Source organism: Ruegeria sp. PrR005 (assembly GCF_010500245.1).
GTDB lineage: Bacteria > Pseudomonadota > Alphaproteobacteria > Rhodobacterales > Rhodobacteraceae > Ruegeria_B > Ruegeria_B marisflavi.
In genome coordinates, this window is the sequence record NZ_JAAGOX010000023.1 from 1 (window position 1) to 21,881 (window position 21,881).

21 protein-coding genes are annotated in these 21,881 nt (G+C 61.7%); 10 read left to right on the plus strand and 11 right to left on the minus strand.

Annotated elements, in window-relative coordinates; genetic code table 11:
* Positions 1-183: 183 nt before the first annotated feature.
* Together G0P99_RS14910 and G0P99_RS14915 are read right to left on the minus strand one after the other, a co-directional pair.
* Positions 184-783: a hypothetical protein gene (locus G0P99_RS14910; RefSeq protein WP_164131194.1), complete on the minus strand. Its 600-nt coding sequence runs from the start codon at positions 781-783 to the stop codon at positions 184-186.
* 100 nt (positions 784-883) lie between these two features.
* Positions 884-3,229, minus strand: coding sequence for a DNA topoisomerase IV subunit A (locus tag G0P99_RS14915; protein WP_164131196.1), 2,346 nt, complete (start codon positions 3,227-3,229; stop codon positions 884-886).
* Between the two features lie 214 nt (positions 3,230-3,443).
* Here G0P99_RS14915 and G0P99_RS14920 point away from each other — a divergent pair, with 214 nt between their 5' ends.
* The 6 genes from G0P99_RS14920 to G0P99_RS14945 all read left to right on the plus strand — a co-directional run bounded on the left by G0P99_RS14920 (position 3,444) and on the right by G0P99_RS14945 (position 7,931).
* Entirely contained in the window at positions 3,444-4,088 is a 645-nt protein-coding gene (locus G0P99_RS14920; protein WP_239059829.1) for an SH3 domain-containing protein, read from the plus strand.
* A 75-nt stretch (positions 4,089-4,163) separates the two neighbouring features.
* Complete coding sequence (locus G0P99_RS14925) at positions 4,164-4,991, plus strand: SDR family NAD(P)-dependent oxidoreductase (protein WP_164131198.1); 828 nt, start codon at positions 4,164-4,166, stop codon at positions 4,989-4,991.
* A 78-nt stretch (positions 4,992-5,069) separates the two neighbouring features.
* Complete coding sequence (locus G0P99_RS14930; RefSeq protein ID WP_164131200.1) at positions 5,070-5,270, plus strand: twin transmembrane helix small protein; 201 nt, start codon at positions 5,070-5,072, stop codon at positions 5,268-5,270.
* Positions 5,271-5,273: 3 nt separating this feature from the next.
* Positions 5,274-5,846, plus strand: coding sequence for a cob(I)yrinic acid a,c-diamide adenosyltransferase (locus tag G0P99_RS14935; RefSeq protein WP_164131202.1), 573 nt, complete (start codon positions 5,274-5,276; stop codon positions 5,844-5,846).
* A 397-nt stretch (positions 5,847-6,243) separates the two neighbouring features.
* Positions 6,244-7,002 carry an electron transfer flavoprotein subunit beta/FixA family protein gene (locus tag G0P99_RS14940; protein ID WP_164131204.1) on the plus strand — a complete coding sequence of 253 codons (759 nt, stop codon included), beginning with the start codon at positions 6,244-6,246 and terminating at the stop codon, positions 7,000-7,002.
* Complete coding sequence (locus tag G0P99_RS14945; protein ID WP_164131207.1) at positions 7,002-7,931, plus strand: electron transfer flavoprotein subunit alpha/FixB family protein; 930 nt, start codon at positions 7,002-7,004, stop codon at positions 7,929-7,931. Before G0P99_RS14940 ends, G0P99_RS14945 begins: the two co-directional genes overlap by 1 nt.
* 64 nt (positions 7,932-7,995) lie before the next feature.
* Here G0P99_RS14945 and G0P99_RS14950 read toward each other — a convergent pair whose 3' ends face one another.
* Entirely contained in the window at positions 7,996-8,826 is an 831-nt protein-coding gene (locus tag G0P99_RS14950; RefSeq protein ID WP_164131208.1) for a DUF6473 family protein, read from the minus strand.
* A gap of 165 nt (positions 8,827-8,991) precedes the next feature.
* On the opposite strand from G0P99_RS14950, the gene G0P99_RS14955 reads away from it, so the two are divergent.
* Positions 8,992-9,867: a 3-hydroxybutyryl-CoA dehydrogenase gene (locus G0P99_RS14955; protein WP_164131210.1), complete on the plus strand. Its 876-nt coding sequence runs from the start codon at positions 8,992-8,994 to the stop codon at positions 9,865-9,867.
* A 76-nt stretch (positions 9,868-9,943) separates the two neighbouring features.
* On the opposite strand, the gene G0P99_RS14960 is transcribed toward G0P99_RS14955, so the two are convergent.
* The 7 genes from G0P99_RS14960 to G0P99_RS14990 are packed head-to-tail and all read right to left on the minus strand — an operon-like array spanning position 9,944 to position 15,348.
* The gene (locus G0P99_RS14960) at positions 9,944-10,837 is read right to left on the minus strand and encodes a lysophospholipid acyltransferase family protein (RefSeq protein ID WP_164131212.1); all 894 of its coding nucleotides are present in this window, start codon (positions 10,835-10,837) and stop codon (positions 9,944-9,946) included.
* A 40-nt stretch (positions 10,838-10,877) separates the two neighbouring features.
* Positions 10,878-11,147: an HPr family phosphocarrier protein gene (locus G0P99_RS14965; RefSeq protein WP_164131213.1), complete on the minus strand. Its 270-nt coding sequence runs from the start codon at positions 11,145-11,147 to the stop codon at positions 10,878-10,880.
* A 16-nt stretch (positions 11,148-11,163) separates the two neighbouring features.
* Positions 11,164-11,556, minus strand: coding sequence for a PTS sugar transporter subunit IIA (locus G0P99_RS14970; protein ID WP_164131215.1), 393 nt, complete (start codon positions 11,554-11,556; stop codon positions 11,164-11,166).
* A complete protein-coding gene (gene rapZ / locus G0P99_RS14975; protein ID WP_164131217.1) occupies positions 11,553-12,434 on the minus strand; it encodes an RNase adapter RapZ in 882 nt (293 codons plus the stop codon). The genes G0P99_RS14970 and rapZ overlap by 4 nt, the downstream gene beginning before the upstream one ends.
* Positions 12,431-12,901, minus strand: coding sequence for an HPr kinase/phosphorylase (locus tag G0P99_RS14980; RefSeq protein WP_164131219.1), 471 nt, complete (start codon positions 12,899-12,901; stop codon positions 12,431-12,433). The genes rapZ and G0P99_RS14980 overlap by 4 nt, the downstream gene beginning before the upstream one ends.
* A gap of 3 nt (positions 12,902-12,904) precedes the next feature.
* Entirely contained in the window at positions 12,905-14,614 is a 1,710-nt protein-coding gene (locus tag G0P99_RS14985; RefSeq protein ID WP_164131221.1) for a sensor histidine kinase, read from the minus strand.
* A 32-nt stretch (positions 14,615-14,646) separates the two neighbouring features.
* Positions 14,647-15,348: a response regulator transcription factor gene (locus G0P99_RS14990; protein WP_164131248.1), complete on the minus strand. Its 702-nt coding sequence runs from the start codon at positions 15,346-15,348 to the stop codon at positions 14,647-14,649.
* A gap of 338 nt (positions 15,349-15,686) precedes the next feature.
* Here G0P99_RS14990 and G0P99_RS14995 point away from each other — a divergent pair, with 338 nt between their 5' ends.
* The gene (locus G0P99_RS14995; protein WP_164131223.1) at positions 15,687-17,285 is read left to right on the plus strand and encodes a phosphoenolpyruvate carboxykinase; all 1,599 of its coding nucleotides are present in this window, start codon (positions 15,687-15,689) and stop codon (positions 17,283-17,285) included.
* A 51-nt stretch (positions 17,286-17,336) separates the two neighbouring features.
* Here the strand turns inward: G0P99_RS14995 and G0P99_RS15000 are convergent, their stop codons facing one another.
* The gene (locus G0P99_RS15000) at positions 17,337-18,704 is read right to left on the minus strand and encodes an FAD-dependent oxidoreductase (RefSeq protein ID WP_164131225.1); all 1,368 of its coding nucleotides are present in this window, start codon (positions 18,702-18,704) and stop codon (positions 17,337-17,339) included.
* A gap of 218 nt (positions 18,705-18,922) precedes the next feature.
* On the opposite strand from G0P99_RS15000, the gene G0P99_RS15005 reads away from it, so the two are divergent.
* Together G0P99_RS15005 and G0P99_RS15010 are read left to right on the plus strand one after the other, a co-directional pair.
* Complete coding sequence (locus tag G0P99_RS15005) at positions 18,923-19,756, plus strand: DeoR/GlpR family DNA-binding transcription regulator (RefSeq protein ID WP_239059830.1); 834 nt, start codon at positions 18,923-18,925, stop codon at positions 19,754-19,756.
* 37 nt (positions 19,757-19,793) lie between these two features.
* A complete protein-coding gene (locus G0P99_RS15010; protein WP_164131227.1) occupies positions 19,794-21,833 on the plus strand; it encodes an ABC transporter substrate-binding protein in 2,040 nt (679 codons plus the stop codon).
* Positions 21,834-21,881: the final 48 nt, after the last annotated feature.

The following is a 21,881-nucleotide window of genomic DNA, read 5'->3' on the forward strand; positions in this document are numbered from 1 at the left end:
TCTTGCCGTGGTCAACGTGCCCAATCGTGCCGATGTTGACGTGCGGTTTCGTACGCGCGAACTTTTCCTTTGCCATTCCTCAGGCGCCCTTTTGCGGTTTGGGGGACCCTTGGTCCCGGGTTGCATCTGCGCGCGCGGGATATTTGGTTCAAAGGAGAAAATCAAGCCAATCGTGACCGATTATCAGCCTTCCAGCGGTTTCAGCAGCCCGGTGGCCGCATCCGAGGCGGGCGCGGCCTCTGGCCGCTTGTTGAACCAGCCCTTTTCCTTTTGCATCTCGACCAGCCAGTCCTCGATCTCTCCGACCGCGTTGCGTGACAGGCCCAGCAGCTGTTCCTCGCGGGTGCGGGCATTGCCCGATCCGATCAGCCAGGATTCGCCCGTGGTGGCCTCGAACACGGTGAACTGTTCGACCTCGGGGTTCAGCTTGCTTTGGGTGGCGTCGTCCCAGACGGTAACATTGATGATCAGCGCCGATTTCGGGCTGTAGACCACCGGCACGCCCGGGGGGGCCAGCATGTAGCCCTCGACGCTGATGCCGAGATGATAGAATTGCGAGCCCTGGTATTGCGGGAACCGTTCGCCCACGGCGGTTTTCAGAGCGGCCTCCCATTCCTCGGCGGTGGCATCGCGCGAGATCGGGCCCTTTTGCGCCTTGCCGGCAAAGACCACATAGTGGCCCAGCTTGAATTCACCGAGATCCTCAAGCGGCTCCTCGGGAGTTGCGGCGGTACAGGCGGCCAGCAGGGCCATCCCGGTCAACAGGGCAAGAATACGGATCATGAGCATGTCTCGACAGGCCTTGGGTTTGGGGGGATGTAACGCAGCGATGCCCCTCATGCCAAGCGGCATCGCCCGGATTTCACCAATCGCGCCCTTTTGATCACGTGAATCTGTAGGTGCGAGGGAAGCCGTATGGCGGTTTCTTGCCGACACCGGCGCGTTTTGACAGCCATTGGCCCAGATCGGTCTCGTGACGGGTCTTGTCGCCGCCCATCGACCATTTCAGCCCCTCGTCCCAGTTGAACGTGGTCACGTCCGACAGGCCACCGTCAAGTTCGAGTGTGCCCTGGCGGCCGCGCGCCATGTTGTACTTTTGCAAGCGAACGCCCTTGCCACGACCCATTTCGGGCAGTTCGGCGATGGGGAACACCAGGAACTTGCCGTTCTGCGACACCACCGCCACATGGTCGCCCTGAACCGGGTGGCAGATCAGCGCGCGCTCGTCGGCGCCGACATTAAGCACCTGCTTACCGGTTCGGGTCTGAGCCAGCACGTCCTCTTCGGGCACGAGGAAGCCGTTGCCCGCGTTCGAGGCGACGATCAGCTTGCGGCCGGGACGATGGATCAGGATATCGACGATCTCGGCCTCGTTGGGCAGATCGACCATCAGACGCAGGGGTTCGCCCATGCCGCGGCCACCGGGCAGGTTCGACGCGCCGACCGTATAGAATCGCCCGTTCGACGCAAAGATCAGCAGCTTGTCTGTGGTTTCCGCGTGGAAGATGAAGCGCGGGCCGTCGCCGTCCTTGAACTTCAACTCGCGGGTCAGGTCGATATGGCCGGTCATGGCGCGGATCCAGCCCATCTGCGAGCAGACCACGGTGATCGGCTCGCGCTCGATCATCGCCTCCAGCGGCACTTCTTCGACCTCGCCCGCCTCGGCAAAGCGGGTACGGCGGGCACCGCCGGGGTAGTCCTTGCCAAAGGTCTTCTTTGTCTCTTTCAACTGCTCGGAGATGCGCGCCCATTGCAGGTCGGGATCGGCCAGCAAGTCTTCGATCTCAGCGCGCTCGGCCATCAGGGCGTCGCGCTCGCGGATCAATTCCATCTCTTCCAATCGGCGCAAGCTGCGCAGGCGCATGTTGAGGATGGCTTCGGCCTGAACCTCGCTCAACTCGCCCTCGCCCGGCGCGGGCGAGACATAATCCGCCTCGTTCAGCGCGCGGGGGTGGTCGACGCCCCATTCCTCGCGCATTAGAGCGGCCTTCGGATCCTCGTCGTAACGGATGATGTCGATCACCCGGTCGAGATTGAGGAAGGCGATGATGAAGCCTTCGAGCACTTCGAGCCGGTGGTCGATCTTGCCCAGCCGGTAGCGCGAGCGGCGCAAGAGCACCTCTTGCCGGTGGTCGAGGAAGGCGCGCAGCACCTCCTTCATCGAACAGACCTTGGGCGTGACCCCGTCGATCAGCACGTTCATGTTCAGGCTGAACCGCACCTCGAGGTCCGAGTTGCGATAGAGCATGCCCATCAGCACCTCGGGATCCACGTTCTTGGTGCGCGGCTCCAGCACCACCCGGATATCGTCGGCGCTCTCGTCGCGCACATCAGCGAGGATCGGCACCTTTTTGGTCTGGATGACCTCGGCCAGCTTTTCGATCAGCTTCGATTTCTGGACCTGATAGGGGATCTCGGTGACCACGATCTGCCATTGGCCACGGCCCAGATCCTCGACCTCGTATTTGCAGCGCAGCCGGAAGCTGCCCCGCCCGGTGCGATAGGCCTGGGCGATACTCTCGGCCGGTTCGACGATGATGCCGCCGGTGGGGAAATCGGGACCGGGCACGTAGTTCAACAGCGTGTCGTCGCGCGCATCGGGCGTCTTGATCAGATGCAGGCAGGCGTCGCACAGTTCGGCAATGTTATGGGGCGGGATATTGGTGGCCATGCCCACCGCGATGCCGCTGCTGCCATTGGCCAAGAGGTTCGGAAACTGCGCCGGCAACACCACCGGTTCGGTGAGCGTGCCATCGTAGTTGTCGCGGAAATCGACCGCATCCTCGTTCAGACCATCGAGCAGCGCCTCAGCGACGATGGTCATCCGCGCTTCGGTGTATCGGCTGGCAGCCGGGTTGTCGCCGTCGATATTGCCGAAATTCCCCTGCCCGTCGACCAGCGGGTAACGGACGTTGAAATCCTGTGCCAGACGCGCCATCGCATCATAGATCGCGGCGTCACCATGAGGGTGATAGTTACCCATCACGTCGCCCGAGATCTTGGCCGACTTGCGGAACCCGCCCCCGGAACTGAGTCGCAATTCGCGCATGGCATAGAGAATCCGGCGATGCACCGGCTTTAGCCCGTCGCGCGCATCGGGCAGCGCCCGGTGCATGATCGTGCTCAGCGCATAGGTCAGGTACCGCTCACCAATGGCGCGGCGCAGCGGTTCGGCCACTTCTTGCCCGCCGCTATCCTTCATGTTGGGGTCGTCGATCGTTTCGCTCATAGATGATGTGATACGCGCTCTGTCGTTTCTGGTAAAGCAACAGGCGCGGAATTTGCTGGGGACAAGTCCGGGTTTCTGGACAGTTGCGGGGAAAACTCAAAAGATTTGTCCCTTTTTAGACTCATCCCCGTGGCTATGCTAGGATTGAACAGGTCAGTCTGCGGCCTGTTTTGTAATCGAATTTTTTTCGCTTCAATTCCAGGAGGCGTGTGTCATGCGCTTTGTCATGATTTCATTCCTGTTTCTTGGCTGGGCTTTCTGGGAGCTCAGCGGGGGTAAGGATTTTGAACCGCGCGGCGTGCGCGCGCCCAAGGCAGAACAGGTTGCCGCCGCCCCTGAGAAACCCGCCGCTCCTCTGGTCAAGACGGAACCGGCAACATTGGTGGCCAAGGTCAAATTGCCCCCGCACAAGCCGGAACCGGCGGTACAGGAAGAAACAGCCGCGCTAAGCAGTCTGACCTCGGAAGAGCGGCTGGCAGTGCTTGCTCGGTCCCGCGCCAGCCTGGGCAAGGGGCTGTCCCTGTTCGAAGTCGATCCGGGCAAGACGATCACGCTGGCCTCGCTTGAACAGGGCGCCTTGTCGTTCCGCGTGGAACCGACCGAGCCCGGCCCTGAACAGGACGAAGCTGCACCCGAAGCCTTCACGCCCCCTGCCCCTGACCTTCGCGAGGTGACGGCAGCACGCGTGAACATGCGGGACGGTCCCGGCACGATCTATCCTGTGATTGCGCGCCTGACCATCGGCCACAAGGTCGAAGTGCTGGACGACACCGGCACCGGCTGGTTGCGGCTGCGCGTGTTGCCGGAACAACAGATCGGTTGGATCGCCGCATCACTTGTCAGCAAAAAGTCGAATTGAGACACCGGAAGCATTGCCGTGAGCGGGTCCAGCGCCTAGCACTTGGCAAAACTTGGGGCGGTGCGGTCAGTCATCATGTCGAAATCCATTCTCATTACCGGCTGTTCGTCGGGCATCGGTCTGGCGGCCGCGCATGGCTTGCGGGCGCAGGGCTGGCGGGTCTTTGCCTCTTGCCGACAACAGCGCGACTGTGACCGGCTGCGCGCGCAGGGGTTCGAAAGCCCGCGGATCGACTATGCCGATGCCGAAACCATCATGTCCGGGCTGAGCGAGGTGCTGACCGCCACCGGCGGCACGCTGGACGCGCTGTTCAACAACGGGGCCTTTGGTATGCCCGGCGCGGTCGAGGACGTGCCGACCGAAGGACTGCGGCATATCTTCGAGGCGAACTTCTTTGGCTGGCATGAATTGACGCGCCTGGTGATCCCGGTGATGCGGGCACAGGGGCACGGGCGGATCGTACAATGCTCGTCGGTTCTGGGACTGGTGGCCTATCCCTGGCGCGGCGCCTACACGGCGACCAAATTCGCGCTGGAAGGGCTGAGCGACACGCTGCGGCTGGAGTTGAAGGGCACCGGCATTCATGTGGTGCTGATCGAGCCGGGACCGATCACCTCGAAACTGCGGGAAAAGGCGATCCCGCAGTTCGAGCGGTTCATCGACTGGCAGAACTCGGCGCTACGGGACAAGTACGAAGGCGGACTGCTGAAACGGCTTTATGAAGATCGCGGGCCGGACCGGTTCGAACTGCCGCCCTCGGCGGTGACCGCCAAGCTGCTCCACGCACTGGAGGCACGGCGACCGGCGCCGCGTTATTATGTCACCACGCCGACCTATATCGCCGGAATCCTGCGCCGAATCCTGCCAACCCGGTTGAGCGACGCGGTACTGGGGCGCGTCTGAGTCGAAAAAGCGGTTCGCTTTTGCGCCGTGCCCGGCTAGATCACCCACAACGACGAAATTGCAAAGGCGAGGCGCCACATGGACCTGTTGATGATCGTGCTGCTGATGGCAATGGCTTCGGTCGTTGTCGTTCTGATGATCGGGCTGGGCGGATTTGCCAAGGGCGGCGCGTTCAACGCCAAGTACGGCAACAAGATGATGCAGCTGCGTCTGTTGATGCAGTTCATCGCGGTCGTGTTGATCGTGCTCTACGTTTATCTGCACGGCACGGGGAACTGATCCATGGTGGTCCTGAACAAGATCTACACCCGTACCGGCGACAAGGGGCAGACCGCCCTGGGCAATGGCGATCGGGTCGCCAAATACTCGGATCGGGTGACCGCCTATGGCACGGTGGACGAGCTGAACTGCTTCGTCGGGGTGGCGCGGCTGGTGGCTGAGGGCGAGATGGACAGGGCGCTGTCGCATATCCAGAACGACCTCTTTGACCTGGGCGCGGATCTGTGTCGCCCAGAGATGGAAAAGGACGCCCAGGCGGAATACCCTCCGCTGCGCATGGCGGCCACTCAGGTGGTCCGGCTTGAGGAGGAGATTGACCGGATGAATGCCGGTCTCGACCCGCTGCGCAGTTTCATTCTGCCCGGCGGCTCGGCTTTGGCCGCGCATCTCCATGTCTGCCGCACCGTGGCCCGGCGTGCCGAGCGGCTGGCGGTGGAACTGTCCGGAAGCGAGACGGTGAACCCTGAGGCGATCACCTATCTGAACCGCCTGAGCGACTGGTTCTTCGTCGCCGCCCGCACCGCCAACAATGGCGGCAAGAACGATATGTTGTGGGTTCCCGGGGCAAACCGCTGAGCTGAAGCTCTGAAACTCTGGCCCCCTTGGGGTAGAGAGGAAATTCTTGAGCAAGAATTTCCTCTAGTAAATTTGAATTTTTTAGCTCCGTCCAGTTCAGACCGGTCGCCAGAGTTCTCTCGGATTGCCCTCAGGATCGGTACGGCTGCGGAACAGCCCTTCGTATAGGCGAGCGCCCGAACCCCATGACCGCTTCCCTTGTTTTCGCCCGCCATCGACCGTCCGGCGGGGTAACAAAATTTCCCATGCGGCACATGAATTAGCGAAAACGCGACGTCGATTGCACATGACGTGACGATTTTGCCCTGTCCCGGCGCGCGTCAAGTCGCTATCAAACGCGGCGAGAGCATTGGGAGTCGCATGGCGGCTTGCCGTTTTTGAAGGAGAAAACGCAAAGATGAAGGTCCTTGTACCCGTCAAGCGCGTGATCGACTACAACGTGAAGGTTCGCGTCAAAGCGGACGGATCGGGTGTTGATCTCGCCAATGTGAAGATGTCGATGAACCCGTTCGACGAGATTGCCGTCGAAGAGGCCATTCGCCTGAAGGAAGCCGGCAAGGCCGACGAGATCGTCGTGGTCTCGATCGGTGTCAAGCAGGCGCAGGAAACCCTGCGCACCGCGCTGGCCATGGGCGCCGACCGCGCCATTCTGGTGGTGGCCGCCGATGACGTCCACACCGATATCGAGCCTCTGGCAGTGGCCAAGATCCTGGCCAAGATCGTCGAGGAAGAGCAGCCCGGCATCGTTCTGGCTGGCAAACAGGCCATCGACAACGACATGAACGCCACCGGCCAGATGCTGTCGGCGCTCTTGGGCTGGTCCCAGGGCACCTTTGCGTCCGAGCTGAGTGTCGAGGGCGATCACGCGCTGGTCACCCGCGAGGTGGACGGCGGCTTGCAGACCATCAAGGTCAAGATGCCCGCCATCATCACCGTGGACCTGCGCCTGAACGAGCCGCGTTATGCGTCGCTGCCGAACATCATGAAGGCGAAGAAAAAGCCGCTGGATGAGAAAACCGCCGCCGATTACGGCGTCGATGTCAGCCCGCGTCTGGAAATCGTCAAGACGGCAGAACCGCCGGCGCGCGCCGCAGGCATCATCGTCGGCTCGGTTGACGAGCTGGTTGCGAAACTGAAAGAAGCGGGGGCTGTGTAATGGCTGTTCTTCTCCTTGCCGAAGTGACCGGTGGCGAACTGTCGGTCGACGCAACCGCCAAAGCCGTGAGCGCTGCCAAGGCGCTGGGCGATGTGACCGTTCTGGCCGCTGGCGCATCCGCCGCTGCCGCCGGTGAAGCCGCCGCCAAGATCGACGGTGTTTCCAAGGTGCTGGTCGCCGAGGATGCCTCGCTGGGTCATCGCCTGGCCGAAGCTACCGCCGCGCTGATCGTCAGCCTCGCCGACGGCTACGAGCACATCGTCGCCCCCGCCACCACCGACGCCAAGAACGTGATGCCGCGCGTGGCCGCGCTGCTTGACGCAATGGTGATCTCGGACGTGTCGGGTGTCGTGGATGGCTCGACCTTCGAGCGTCCGATCTATGCCGGCAACGCGGTGCAGACCGTCAAGTCGAAGGACGCCAAGAAGGTCATCACCTTCCGCACCTCGACCTTTGACGCCGCAGGTCAGGGCGGATCCGCCCCGGTCGAGACCATCTCGGTCGGCGCCAACCCGGGCCTGAGCGAGTGGGTCGAGGACAAGGTCGCGGCCTCTGATCGCCCCGAACTAACCTCGGCCGGGATCGTCGTGTCGGGCGGTCGTGGCGTGGGTTCTGAAGCGGACTTCAAGCTGATTGAAGGTCTCGCCGACAAGCTGGGCGCCGCTGTTGGCGCGAGCCGCGCCGCCGTCGACTCGGGCTATGCTCCGAACGACTGGCAGGTGGGCCAGACCGGCAAGGTCGTGGCGCCGCAGCTTTACGTTGCGGTTGGCATCTCGGGTGCAATCCAGCACCTGGCCGGCATGAAGGACTCCAAGATCATCGTCGCCATCAACAAGGACGAAGAAGCGCCGATCTTCCAGGTCGCCGACTTTGGCCTGGTGGCCGACCTGTTCCAGGCGGTACCGGAACTGACCGAAAAGCTCGGCTGAGGCCGGGACCAGATTTTTCGGCAAGAGCTTGCAAAGGCCCGCCACATGGCGGGCCTTTCGCAATTCAGGTTTCGAGATCCTGCAAAGCCCGAAACAGCCTGTCCGCGATGAGGCGATGCGTCGCCGGGCCGATCATGTGTTCGGCGGCGGGTTCTTGCAGCATGCCAAAGATCATGTCGTCCAACTCGTCCGACTGGCCCGCCATCTGCACCCGAACCTCGACCGTGCTGAGCGAGGTCGGCGCAAGGGCCGCGACCATCTCGGGCGTCACCATCAGCGGTTCGGTTCCCAGCGCTTCGGCCGGATCGTCGGGCCGCATGTGCATGTAGCGCAGCCAGAGCAACACAACTCGACCGCCGAACGCCTCGATCAGGCTGCGCATCCGGGCCGACCAGGCCTGTTGGAGTTCAGCCTGTACGGTCTCAAAACGCTCTGGGGACACCGCGTGGAGCCGCCCCAACATGTGCTTGTTGAAATGGAAATCGGTGAAATCCACCTCACTGTACAACTGCTCGAGCATCGGTGAGGCCTGGAGAAACCGGTCGTTGCGGCGCGGATGGACGCGGTAAAGCCGGTTCGACAGGTTATGCGCGGCCGGCAGTTGCAGGATGCACGCCTCGGCCCCGATCGCGATGCGCGACAGTTCGGGATCGTGCAACAGGGCATCCAGCCCGCTGTTGACGCTGCCAAGGTTGATACAGGCCTCGCCCATCCGAGCCTCTAACAACGTGGGATAGGGGGCTGAAACGAAACGGCCATAGGTCTCGCTCCCCCCGATACAGGCAAGGTAAGGCGCCGCAAGATCGCGGCACGGGCCGCGAAACCGCAACTTGGACACGCCATACCGACAGGTTACGGCATCAGGCGCCCCCGCGCCCGGCAATTGATAACTCATGGCTCCCACCATTTTTGATTTTCACCCAATGGTCACCTTGCCGCCGCAACCGTTGCGATTCGCCTAATGCGCGGATTTGAAGCGAATTGATCGGGTCACTCCCCCTTGCCGCCGCCCCCGGCCTGCCGATATGGTCGCCGCAACGTAAGCAGGGGCAGAACAGCGATGGACATTCAAAAGGTCGGGGTGATCGGTGCAGGGCAGATGGGCAACGGGATTGCTCATGTTATGGCCCTTGCGGGCTATGACGTGCTGCTCAGCGATGTCAGTCAGCAGGCGCTGGACAATGCTCTGACCATTGTTCGCGGCAACATGGCGCGCCAGGCCAGCCGTGGCAAGATCGGCGAAGACGAGATGGAGGCCGCGCTGGCGCGAATCTCGACCACGCTGACGCTGGCCGATATCGGCAAGACCGACCTGGTGATCGAAGCCGCGACAGAGCGGGAGACCATCAAGCAGGCGATCTTTGAGGATCTGCAACCGCATCTGCTGCCGCATACGATCCTGACCTCGAACACCTCTTCGATCTCGATCACCCGCCTGGCCAGCCGCACGGACCGGCCCGAGCGGTTCATGGGGTTTCACTTCATGAACCCGGTGCCGGTAATGCAGCTGGTGGAACTGATCCGGGGTATCGCCACGGATGAGGAGACCTTTGCCTCGTGCAAGGCGGTGGTCGACAAGCTGGGCAAGACGGCTGCCAGCGCCGAGGACTTCCCCGCCTTTATCGTCAACCGCATCCTGATGCCGATGATCAACGAGGCGGTCTATACGCTGTACGAAGGGGTCGGCAATGTCCGCTCCATCGACGAGTCGATGAAGCTGGGCGCTAATCATCCGATGGGGCCGCTGGAACTGGCCGATTTCATCGGGCTGGATACCTGCCTGGCGATCATGAACGTGCTGCATGACGGGCTGGCCGATACCAAGTACCGCCCCTGCCCCTTGCTGACCAAATATGTCGAAGCGGGCTGGCTGGGCCGCAAGACCCAGCGCGGGTTCTACGACTATCGCGGCGAAATCCCGGTTCCGACGCGCTGAAGGACGGGGGCTCTGCCCCCGTCGCCCGTCCCGGGCGACTCTCCCGGAGTAACTACGAAAAGATGAAGGGGCGCTGTCAGCCTTTGCCGCCCAGCGACAGTGTGTGCTGGCGCAGCCAGGCCATGAAACCGCGCGGATCACGGCCGAGCAGCTCCATGTCGTCCTCAGAGATCGGCTGGCCAATCACCGGCGCCTGCGGTTTCTTGCAGGAGCGCACGATTTCATGCAGCAGCAAACCCTGGCGCAGGATCGGCGAGACCTGGCAGGCGATCTGGTAGGCGCGCGAATTGCGGCCGGAGAAGTAGATCGGCACCACCCGGGCACCGGAGCGGCGGATCATCTGGGCGGTAAACACGTTCCATTCACGTTCGACGGGTTTGCCCCACCAGCTGTCCGAGGACATCACCACGCCGGACGGGAACAGCGCCACCACTCCACCGGCCTTGAGATGGTCCATCGCCTTGGCGCGCATCTCGACCATCTTGCGTTGCGCTTCGGGGTCATGCGGGAACGGCACCGGGATCATGAAACTGGTCGCGGCCTCGTCCAGCCCGGTCAGCACCGAGCGGGTGAGAATGCGATAGTCCTGCCGGACGCGGCCGACAAGCTCGGCCAGGATCATGCCGTCGACCATGCCATGGGGGTGGTTGGCGACAACCACCACCGGGCCTTCGCGCGGGATGCGGGCGATCTGTTCGGCGGGTGTCAGAAGGTCAATGCCCATGGTCCTGAGCGCGCCAGCCCAGAACTTTTGTCCGCGATACTTCTCGTTCTGCTTTTCAAAGCGGCTGACCATCCGCAGGATCGTCAGCTTGCCTGTACACCATTCGATGGCGCGAATGGCGAAGCTGGTCCATGGATCATCGAAGGAATTGGCATAGGTCAGCGTCCGGCGATCATAGATCTCGCCCTGCGGTGCCGGTTGGTCCACCGCCCCGGTCGACTTGTCGTTATGCGCGGTTTCCGCCAATACGTGTTTTCCGTTCTTCGCACCGCTTGCGCGGATTGGGTCAATGGCCTTCGCCGAACCTGTCGTTGACCAGAGCTTCCAGCGCGTCCGCCAGGGCATCGGCATCGGGCCCGTCCGTCTCGACGTCAATAGTGGTTCCGCGGGATGCTGCCAACATCAAAAGGCCCATGATGCTGTCGCCTGAGGCCGAAAGCCCGTCGCGCGAGACCTCGGCTGTGGCATCAAACCCTTCGACAACCTCGACCAGCTTGGCCGAGGCCCGGGCGTGCAGGCCCTTTTCATTGATTATCTTTAAACTGCGTCGCGCCATGCAAATCCGTCCAGGGTCAATCGAGGGAAACGTTTTGAGTGTTGATATACTTGCGGCCTGCCTCCATCGCGGCCCGCACCGCGTCGCCCACCGGCAAATGGCGGCTCTTGGCCAGCTTGATCAGCATCGGCAGGTTGGCACCGTAGAGAATGCGCCGGTTCGCCGGAGCACAGGCTCGCAGGCTTAGATTTGACGGAGAGCCGCCAAAGAGATCGGTTACCACAACCACACCGTCGCCGGTATCGACCGCGTCGGCCGCGGCGATGATTTCCTGCTGCTTGGCCTCACGATCATGATCGGCCTCGATGGTTATGGCCGCCAACCCGGGCTGCTGGCCGACCACATGCTGCATCGCGGCCAGATATTCCTTGGCCAGCCCACCATGTGCAACGATCACAATTCCGATCAATCCGGCCTCACATCCATTCTGCGGCGTTCCATCTCGCGGTGCCTAATTGACACTTGCTGGCCTGCCTCTGCAAGGGCCTTTGCGACCGCTTCGGCGAGCGTGACCGATCTGTGCTGGCCGCCGGTACAGCCAAATCCGACACTCAGATGCGCCTTCCCCTCGCTGCGGAAAGCCGGCAGCAGGGAAATCAGCATGTCCCGGACCCTGTCAAAGAACGGGCCATACCGCACATCGGCCGCTACAAAAGCCGCGACATCCGGATCGCGGCCGTCTGCGGCGCGCAACGCGGGGTCCCAGTGCGGATTGGCGAGGAAACGGCAATCGAACACCATGTCCAGGCTACGCGGCAGACCGCGTTTGTATGAGAAACTCTCGACCGAAACCGCCATTTGACGCCCCTCGGTGGGGGCAAACCAGCGCTCGACTTCGGCGCGCAGCTGGTGGACATTCATCATTGATGTGTCGATCAGCGTATCCGCGATATCGCGGATCGGCTGCAACAGATCCAGTTCGCGAGCGACTCCCGCTTCGGGACTCGCGCCCTGTGCCATCGGGTGACGGCGGCGCGTTTCGGAGAAGCGACGCAGCAGGACTTCGGCGCTGCAATCGAGATAGAGCGTGGTGACACTCAGCCCGTCAATGGCGCCAAGCGTCTTGAGTAGATCGAGAAACCCGTCGCTGGAAAAATCGCGATTTCGGACGTCAATGCCCAAGGCGAGCGGGCGATTGAGCACGGGCCCGTCCAACAACCGCATCAAAAGACCCATGGGTAAGTTGTCGATCGCTTCGAAGCCGAGATCCTCGAGTACATGGATCGCGGTCGAGCGCCCGGCACCCGAGGGGCCGGTCACCAATACGATCTGCGATACCTGAGTCATCTATCCATTCCATCTGGGGTGGCGCGCCCGGATTTCAGCAGTTGCGCCAGCGATGGTCCCAAATGGGGTATGCGCGGGCGTAAAAGCAAGGGAACGGAATGTCCCAGTAGGCGAATTTCCCGAAAGGGTGGCAAGCGCTGCGGCTCTTCTTGGTCAAGATCCAGCACCCAGGCCACGGATGCCGGACCATGGACGGGTGCATGCAACAGGCCGAGGCCCCGCGCCTCGACCAGACCGCTGATCGCGGGAACGGTGTCGGCGATGACGCAAGACGCGGTTCGACGCAGTGCGACTCTGTCATCGGACACAAGCCCCGCGCCGAATGCCATAAGGTCGAGCGCCAGGGCCGACTTGCCGCTGCCCGAGGCCCCAACGATCAGCAGCGCCCGCCCGGACAGGGCGACGCAGGAGGCGTGTACGGTGGCAGTTTCGCCGGAGACAAAGCGGGCCAGCGCCGGCGGTGTCATGGATCAGACCGGCAAGCCCACGACAAAGCGGGCACCCAGCGGATCCGAGGCCACGTCGGCCTCGGTCGGGCGGATATTCTCGGCCCAGATTACGCCGCCGTGGGCCTCGACGATCTGCTTAGAGATCGCCAGCCCGAGGCCCGAGTTGTTGCCAAAATGCTCTTCGGGGCGCTGCGAGTAGAAGCGTTTGAAAATCTTGGACAGTGCCTCGTCCGGAATGCCGGGGCCGGTGTCCTCGACCACCACCAGAACCCGATTGGCGCGCCGACGCGCCCAGACCCGGATGGCATCGCCGTCTTCACAGAAGGAGATGGCGTTTGTGATCAGGTTGACAAAAACCTGCGCCAACCGCGCTTCGAGTCCTTGGATCATGATCGGGTCGGGCGGCATGTCGGTGATGTAGTCGATCCCCTTGGAGCGGGCATCCTCGCCCAGATACTGGTTGAGATTGTCGAGCATCACGATCAGGTTGAAGGATTTCTCCTCTTCCTTGACCAGTTCGGCATCCAGCCGCGAGGCGTTGGAAATGTCGCTGACCAGGCGGTCCAGACGGCGTACGTCGTGCTCGATTACCGACAAAAGCTTGTCGCGCTGATCCTCGCGCTTGACCATGCGCAGGGTGCCGACGGCGGATTGCAGGCTGGCGAGCGGATTCTTGATTTCATGGGCGACATCGGCTGCGAACTGTTCGTTGCCGTCGATCCGGTTGTAGAGCGCCGATACCATCCCGCGCAAAGCGCGACTGAGGCGGCCAATCTCGTCTGGGCGCGCCGTCAGGTCCGGGATGCGGATGCGGCCGGGGTTCATCTGGCGCGAATTGCGATCCCGCCCCAGTTCGGCAGCTTCGGCGAGATCCGCCAGCGGATTGGCGATGGTCGAAGCCAAAACCAAGCTGAGGCCGATCGAGACCAGGAGTGCGACAACGAACATTTGCAACACCCTTTCGCGATCACGGCGCGCAAGCGCGTCGATCTCGCCCGCTGGGCTGGCCATAGCGACGGCGCCAATCGGGCGGCCGCCTTGCAGGATCGGCGTCGCCGCGGCGATCACAGTGCCGCCAGCGGTATTCAGGACGGTCTCGATCCGGCTTTCACCTTTCAGCGCATCTGGCACCAGCTTGGCGATTTGTTGTTCCAGCGGCGGGGCAGCAACCTGCGGTCGCCCGGCAAAAACGGAAGACACCCCGCTCCAAAGAGCGCTGAGTGTGTCGGTGATGACCGTTGTTCCGACCACATTGCGGTTCAGTGCCTCAAGCTCGGGGTGAACCTTGACGCCTTTGGTCTGCCCAACCAGGTTCTGCGCCATGTCGAAAACAAACACTTCGGCCCCGCGCCGCAGCGTGAGACCCTCGAGCGTCGCGCTGACATCGAACCCGTCACCGGTGGCAAGATTGACGGGCGATGTATCGGTGATCTGCGCTTCGAACACGTCTGCGATAAGTTGGGTCTCGCCAACCATGGCGCCGGCGCGCTGCACAACCAGCCCGTCACGGGCATCGTTCAGATACAGAATACCGGCAACCAGAATGATCAGCGCGATTAGGTTGAAGGTGATGATCTTGCGGGTCAGCGGCGATCCACGCAGCGAAAAGACACTGCGCCGAGCGCGTTTTACACGCAGTTCCTGCGACACAGTGCTTTTGGGGGCGACCCAGTCGTCGCCCAGCACAACATCACCGTTGTGAACATTCTCTGAGGTGCCCGTGTCGCGCACGCGATCCCCCCGGTACCGCCCGTTCAGGCTGATTATTCTTCGTTATATCTGTAACCGATCCCGTACAGCGTCTCAATCGCCGCGAAATCGGAGTCGGCGGAGCGCATCTTTTTGCGCAGGCGCTTGATATGGCTGTCGATGGTGCGGTCGTCGACATAGACCTGATCGTCATATGCGACATCCATCAGCTGGTCGCGGCTTTTTACAAAGCCGGGCCGCTGCGCGAGCGCCTGCAACAGCAGGAATTCGGTGACCGTCAGCGATACGTCCGAGCCTTTCCAGCTGACCGCGTGGCGCAGCGGGTCCATCCGCAGGTGCCCGCGCTCCATCACTTTGGTTTCAGGCGTTGTGCCGGTCACGTCGCCGGCCACGGCCTCTTGCCGCCGCAACAGCGCCCGGATTCGTTCCACCAGCAGGCGCTGCGAGAACGGTTTCTTGACATAGTCGTCGGCGCCCATGCGCAGGCCCAAAACCTCGTCGATCTCGTCATCCTTGGAGGTGAGGAAGATCACCGGCATCTGGGTTTTCTGCCGCAAGCGCTGCAACAGGTCCATGCCATCCATCCGTGGCATCTTGATATCCAGGACCGCCATATCCGGCAGTTTCTTGTTAAACGCGTCGAGGGCGGCCTGACCATCGTTATAAGTTTCTACTTCGAAACCCTCTGCCTCGAGAGTCATCGAAACGGACGTCAGAATGTTTCTGTCGTCATCAACCAAAGCAATCTTTGACATCGTGAGTGCCCCTATGCTGCTCGCATCTGTATTATTTTTTCCCCATTCATCGCTCTTTTGGCGTTGCGAATCAATCCGAAACTGCGATTCGCGCACTTCTCACAGAAGATAGAGACAAAAAAATCCTAACCTGATCTGAATCCATGCTCTTGAAATAGGCCGGAAATTCATGGTTGCGCTAAACTGCAACTTGGTTGCGCTAACTGCGCCAAAGCGTCCTGTTCATGTCCCAAAGCGTCATGGTAAGAGGCGCTCACACCGGCCATCGCCGGAGCCAAGCCCAAAGGGTGCGATGGTGCCGCAATGGCTCCGGACCGCCGACACACGGAGAATGACGCATGACATCTGGACGGGTTAACCCGCAATTCCGCCTCGAAGATCAGGGCATCGAGGGTCTGGGCAATGTCTATTACAACTTCATGGAACCGGCGCTGATCGAAGCGGCACTGAAGCGGGGCGAAGGAACGCTGGGCAATGGCGGGGCGTTCCTGGTCACCACCGGCAAGTTCACCGGCCGCTCGCCCAAGGACAAGCACGTGGTCAAGACCGCCAGCGTTGCCGACAGCATCTGGTGGGAAAACAATGCCGAGATGAGCCCCGAAGGGTTCGACGCGCTTTATGACGACATGCTGGCCCATATGAAGGGCAAGGATTATTTCGTGCAGGATTTGGTCGGCGGTGCCGACCCGGCCTATTCGATCAACGTGCGCATGGTCACCGAACTGGCTTGGCACAATCTGTTCATCCGTCACCTGCTGCGCCGTCCCGCGCGCGAGGATCTGAACGAGTTCGTGGCCGATTTCACCGTCATCAACTGCCCCAGCTTTCAGGCCGATCCGGCCAAGCACGGCTGCCGCAGCGAGACCGTGATCGCAATGAATTTCGACCGCAAGCTGATCCTGATCGGCGGCACCGAATATGCGGGGGAGAACAAGAAATCGGTATTCACCCTGCTGAACTACATGCTGCCGGAAAAGGGCGTGATGCCGATGCACTGCTCGGCCAACCACGCGGTCGGCAACCCGGTTGACACCGCGGTGTTCTTTGGCCTGTCGGGCACCGGCAAGACCACGCTTTCGGCCGATCCGGCCCGCGTGCTGATCGGCGATGACGAACACGGCTGGTCGGATCGCGGCACCTTCAACTTCGAAGGCGGCTGCTATGCCAAGACCATCAACCTCAACCCCGAGGCCGAGCCGGAAATCTACGCCACCACCACCAAGTTCGGCACCGTTATCGAGAACATGGTGTTCGACGACGAGACCAAAGAGTTGGATTTCGACGATGACAGCCTGACGGCCAACATGCGTTGCGCCTATCCGCTGGAGTACATCTCGAACGCGTCGGCCTCAGCACTGGGTGGGCACCCCAAGAACATCATCATGCTGACCTGCGACGCCTTTGGCGTGCTGCCGCCGATCGCGCGGCTGACCCCGGCGCAGGCGATGTATCACTTCCTGTCGGGCTTCACCTCCAAGGTGGCCGGGACCGAGCGGGGTGTGACCGAGCCGCAGCCGACCTTTTCGACCTGCTTCGGCGCCCCCTTCATGCCGCGCCGTCCCGAGGTCTATGGCAACCTGCTGCGTGACAAGATCGCCCGTCACGGCGCGACCTGTTGGCTAGTCAACACCGGCTGGACCGGCGGCGCCTATGGCGTTGGCAGCCGGATGCCGATCAAAGCCACCCGCGCCCTGCTGACCGCTGCGCTCAATGGCTCGCTCAACAATGCCGAGTTCCGCAAGGACGGCAATTTCGGCTTTGACGTGCCGGTATCGGTGCCCGGCGTGGCCGAGGTTCTGCTGGACCCGCGCCGCACCTGGGACGATCAGAGTGCCTTTGACAAGCAGGCGGCCAAGCTGGTGCAGATGTTCGCCGACAATTTCGAGCAATACGTCCCCTATATCGACGAGGACGTGAAGGCCGTCGCCATCGGCTGATCGGTTCGAAGCCAGCTCAAAGGCCCTGCCATCCGGCGGGGCCTTTTTCGTTCAGTGATGGCGCCCGCCCTGGCGCTCCAGTTCTTTCTGGATCAGCAGCGGGTCGATTTCGTCCAGCGGGCGGTTCGATTTCACCGAGAGCGCGGCTGCGATCCCCGCCCCCTGCCCTGTCACCGCGCAGCAGGCCATATTGCGAGTCGCGGCATGGCTGATCCGGTCGCCGCCGGTGATGCGCCCCGCGACCAGCAGGTTTTTCACCCTGCGCGGAAGCAGGTTGCGATAGGGTATCTGGAAATAGCGCCCGGTGGTGGGCAGGATCAGGATGCCGTAGCCGTCAATGAACTCGGGGAAGATGCCGATGGAATCCTCGAACCGGCCCTGCTCGCGTACATCCGTTTCGGTCATGTTGTAGAGGCAATCAACCTTGCGGGTATCGCGGATACCGATCGACATGCCGAAGTTGCGCAGCCGGGTATTCTCGCATCCTGGCGTGTAGCGTCGCAGCGCCTCAATGGCCAGCATGGTCTGGCGGCGTCCCTCGATCTCGTAAGTCGTCAGGCTGTCGGGGTCGGTGCCGTCGCAGCCATCGAGATGGATGAGGTTCATATAGGTAAGTTCGCCGGTGTCATGCACCGCGCCCCAAGTGCCCGAGATCGTGTTCAGATGTGGCGGAATCAGCCCATCGCGGATCGCCTGCTGGAACGGCTTCTTGAGGAAAGGAGAGAACATGTCATCCTCTTTCCCCGAGGTCTCGATATTCCACTCGCCGCCACCCCAGTCCTTGTAGGTCTGCGGGTCGGCCTTGATCCCGTCCATGAAACGCTGCTTGTCCACCCCGGCCAGGTGAAACATGACCGAAGCCGCCATCATCTGTTCGGCAGGCGTCTTGTAAACGGGCGCCCCGGCGCGGGCCACTACATCTGCGTCGCCGGTAGCATCGATCACCCGCTTGGCCAGGATCGCCTCACGCCCGGACTTTGACTCGGTGACGATGCCGATGATGGTGTCGCCCTCCATCAAGGGCGCGACAAAGAAGCGGTGCAGCATGGGGCGGATATTGGGCTCGTCCAACACCATGCGGTCAGCGACCAGCTTGAAACCCTCGCTGTCGATCTCGTGGCTCAGTGATTGGCTTTCGGGCACGGCGGCGCCCATTTCCTTGGCCTTCTCCTCAAACTCGCGGGCGATGCCATTCGATTCGATGGTCTGTTCGTGGCGATACCAATGCATCCCCTCGACCCCGACCACGGTCAGGTTGCCGCCGAAACAGCCGAACCGTTCGACCAGCGTGACTTCGGCCCCGGCCCGTGCCGCCGCCAGCGCGGCAGGCAACCCGCCCGGCCCTGAGCCCACCACCAGCACATCGGTCTCGTGGATGATGTCAATGTCGCGCGCGGGTTCCGTGATTTGCCTTGCCATCCCCAGCTTCCTTCCAGAATCGTGTTGGCCTAGCTTTTACCCAACCGCGCGTCCTGAACAATCCAGGTTTCATCCTGACGGTGCACGCCCTGCCGCAGGCATTTTGCGCCCAGCCCGAAAAATCCACAGACATGATGAAACTTTCTTCGAAAAGTCATCAAACTGTTACCCGCTTTTGTTTTTTGTGGATTTATGACGAAATTTGTGTGTTTGCTAACATGATGAAGGATACCGACACCAAAGTTCCCCACCGGGGGCACGAGCTTCTGGATGTATTGGCCCGGCTTGGTGGCTCTGCGCGCAACGGGCAGATCGCGCAGGTCATGGACGTGTCCGAAGAAACAGTTCGCCGGTTGGTCAAAACCCTTGCCAAGCAGGGCAAGGTCGAGCGGGTTCACGGCGGTACCTACCTGCGTGGCTCGCAGGATGCGCCGATGTATTCCGGCGCGCTGGAACAGTTGCCCAAGGAAAAGACCCGCATCGCCAAAGGGGTGATGGGCCTGATCCGGGACGGCATGACGATCTTTGTCAACGTTGGATCCACCACCACTTATGTCGCCGAGCAACTGCGCGAACTCAAGGATCTGATCGTTGTTACAAACTCGATCTCGGTGGTGGCGGCGCTCGCCGATCACAACGGCAGCCGTGTGTTTCTGGCCGGCGGCGAAGTCTCGCGCGCTGAACGTGGCAGCTTTGGTCGAGCGACAGAGGAGTTCTCAAGGCAGTTCTCTTATGACGCGCTGATCATCGGCGCCGACGCGATTTCGCCGGAACTGGGAGTTCTTGCCAATAATCCGCGCGAGGCAGAACTGACACGTGCCCTGACGGGACATGCGCGGCGTGTTATAGTCGCCGCAGATTGCAGAAAGTTCACCGCAACCGCACCTTGTGTCGCCTGTCCGTTGGACAAGGTGACGGATCTGGTCACCGACGGCGATCCGCCCGGCCCGCTGGCAGAGGCACTGAGCCAGGCGGGTGCGCGCGTACACATTACTTCGAAATCCGGCCGGATCACGACCCGGACACCTCTGCCCGACGCGGCAGAGCAATAATCAGAACTGAGCGTTATCTTTACCGATGGGAGGTCTCATGAAACGCATTCTTCTTTGTGGTGTTGCAGCCATCGCCCTGCCGGGCGCGGCACTTGCCAATTGCCCGGCGGTCACTGTCGCCGACCCGATGGGCGTGGCTGCGGGAGCCAATCCGCAGCAATACGATCTGGCAGAGTTCCAGTCGGCAGCGGGCTGCACGATGGCGTTTTCCGAAAACCCGGCGATTGGTGATCTGAACGCCCGGATCAAGGGAAACCCGGACCTGCCGCCCCTGGCAGAACGTCTGCCTTCCGAGCCTCTGGTCGTCGCCCCATATGACGGGATCGGCCAGTATGGCGGGGTGTTCGACGCCCTGTCGAACGCTACCGAGTCCGGCACCTCGGATTTCCTTTCGGTGCGTCACGTGAACCTGTTCCGCTATTCGGACGACCTGCAAACCGTGGTGCCGAATGTCGCCAAGTCCTGGGAATGGAACGACGATTTCACCCAGCTGACGGTGCATCTGCGCGCCGGTCACAAATGGTCGGATGGCGCTCCCTTTACCGCAGCCGACGTGGTGTTCTGGTATGACAACCTGATGATGGACACCAATGTCATGGCCGAGCCCAAGGATTACGCCCTGGCCGGTGGCAAGCCGATGAAGGTCGAGGCGGTCGATGACACCACCGTCCGGTTCACGCTGGACGCGCCCAAGCCGGGCCTGATCGAGACCTTCTCGTTCACCTATGTGCAGCCCTTCCAGCCCAAGCACTTCTTTGGACAGTTCCACCCGGCGCTGGATTCCAACGCGGATGCCAATGCGCAGGCGCTCGGCTATGAAAACGGCTACGAGCTGATCAAGGCCTATTACGGCAACTCGGACTGGATGGACACGCCCTCGCCCATGCTCACCGCGGGCGACAAGCTGGCCGGGTTGCCCAAGGACACTATGCCGACGCTGGAAAGCCATATCCTGGTGAAGGAAACCACCGAGGGCCGGCACTATGTCGCCAACCCCTATTTCTTCCAGGTGGACACGGCCGGCAACCAGCTGCCTTATATCTCGGAAATGGACGAGACCTATGTGGGTGACGAGGAAGTCCGCACGCTGAAACTGTTGAACGGCGAGGTGGATTACAAGTCGCAGGCGGTTAACCTGACCCAGGCGCCGGTGCTGCTGGAAGGCCAGGAAAAGGGCAACTACACCGTCGACGTGAAACCCGGCATCGCAAGCGTGACGCTGACCTTTAACGTCACCTCCGAGGACATGGGCAAGCGCGCCGTCTTCAATGATGTGCGGTTCCGTACCGCCATGTCGGTGGCCATCGACCGCGATCAGCTGAACGAGGTCGTGGCCTTTGGCCTGGGCACGCCCAACCAGTATATCGGCTTCTCGCCGCGTCCCGATTTCATCGAGGAGAAATGGTCGAACCACGAGATTGCCTTTGATCCCGACCGCGCCCGTGCGCTGCTGGACGAGATCGGCGTTGTCGACAAGGATGGCGACGGCGACCGCGACCTGCCCAATGGCGATCCCTTCGTTCTGGATTGGCAGTTCTCGACTCAGGCCAGTTCCTCACAACTGGTGGAACTGATCGCGCAGAACTGGACCGATGTCGGCGTGACCACCACCATCAAGGAAGTCACCTCGGACGAGTACCGCTCGTCGCAATCGGCTAATACGCTGGATGTGATGATGTGGGGCAAGGGTCAGCCTGCTGGTTCGATTCTGGGCGATGGCGAGATTTGGGTGCCGCCGTTTGACGGTTACTTCGATGTGCGCACCGGCATGCTCTGGGCTGAATGGATCAGCTCGAACGGCTCCGCCGGGGTGGAACCGCCCGCATGGGTGGCCGAGCTCAAGGGGCATCTGGATACCTATCAATCCAGTGCGCCTGGCACGGATGCCTCGATTGCCGCCGCGCAGAAGATGGTCGAGATCATGACCGGCGAGCTTCTGTTCATCGGCACCATCAACGCCCCGGCCCCGGTCTATCACTCGAACAAGCTCAAGAACTTCCCCGAGTTCAAGACGCAGTCCTATGAGTTCTACCGGACCTATCCCTATCGCCCTGCCCAGTGGTGGCTGAGCGAATAAGGACACCTCGGAAGCGGGCGGCACGGCTGCCCGTTTCCCCTTCTCTTC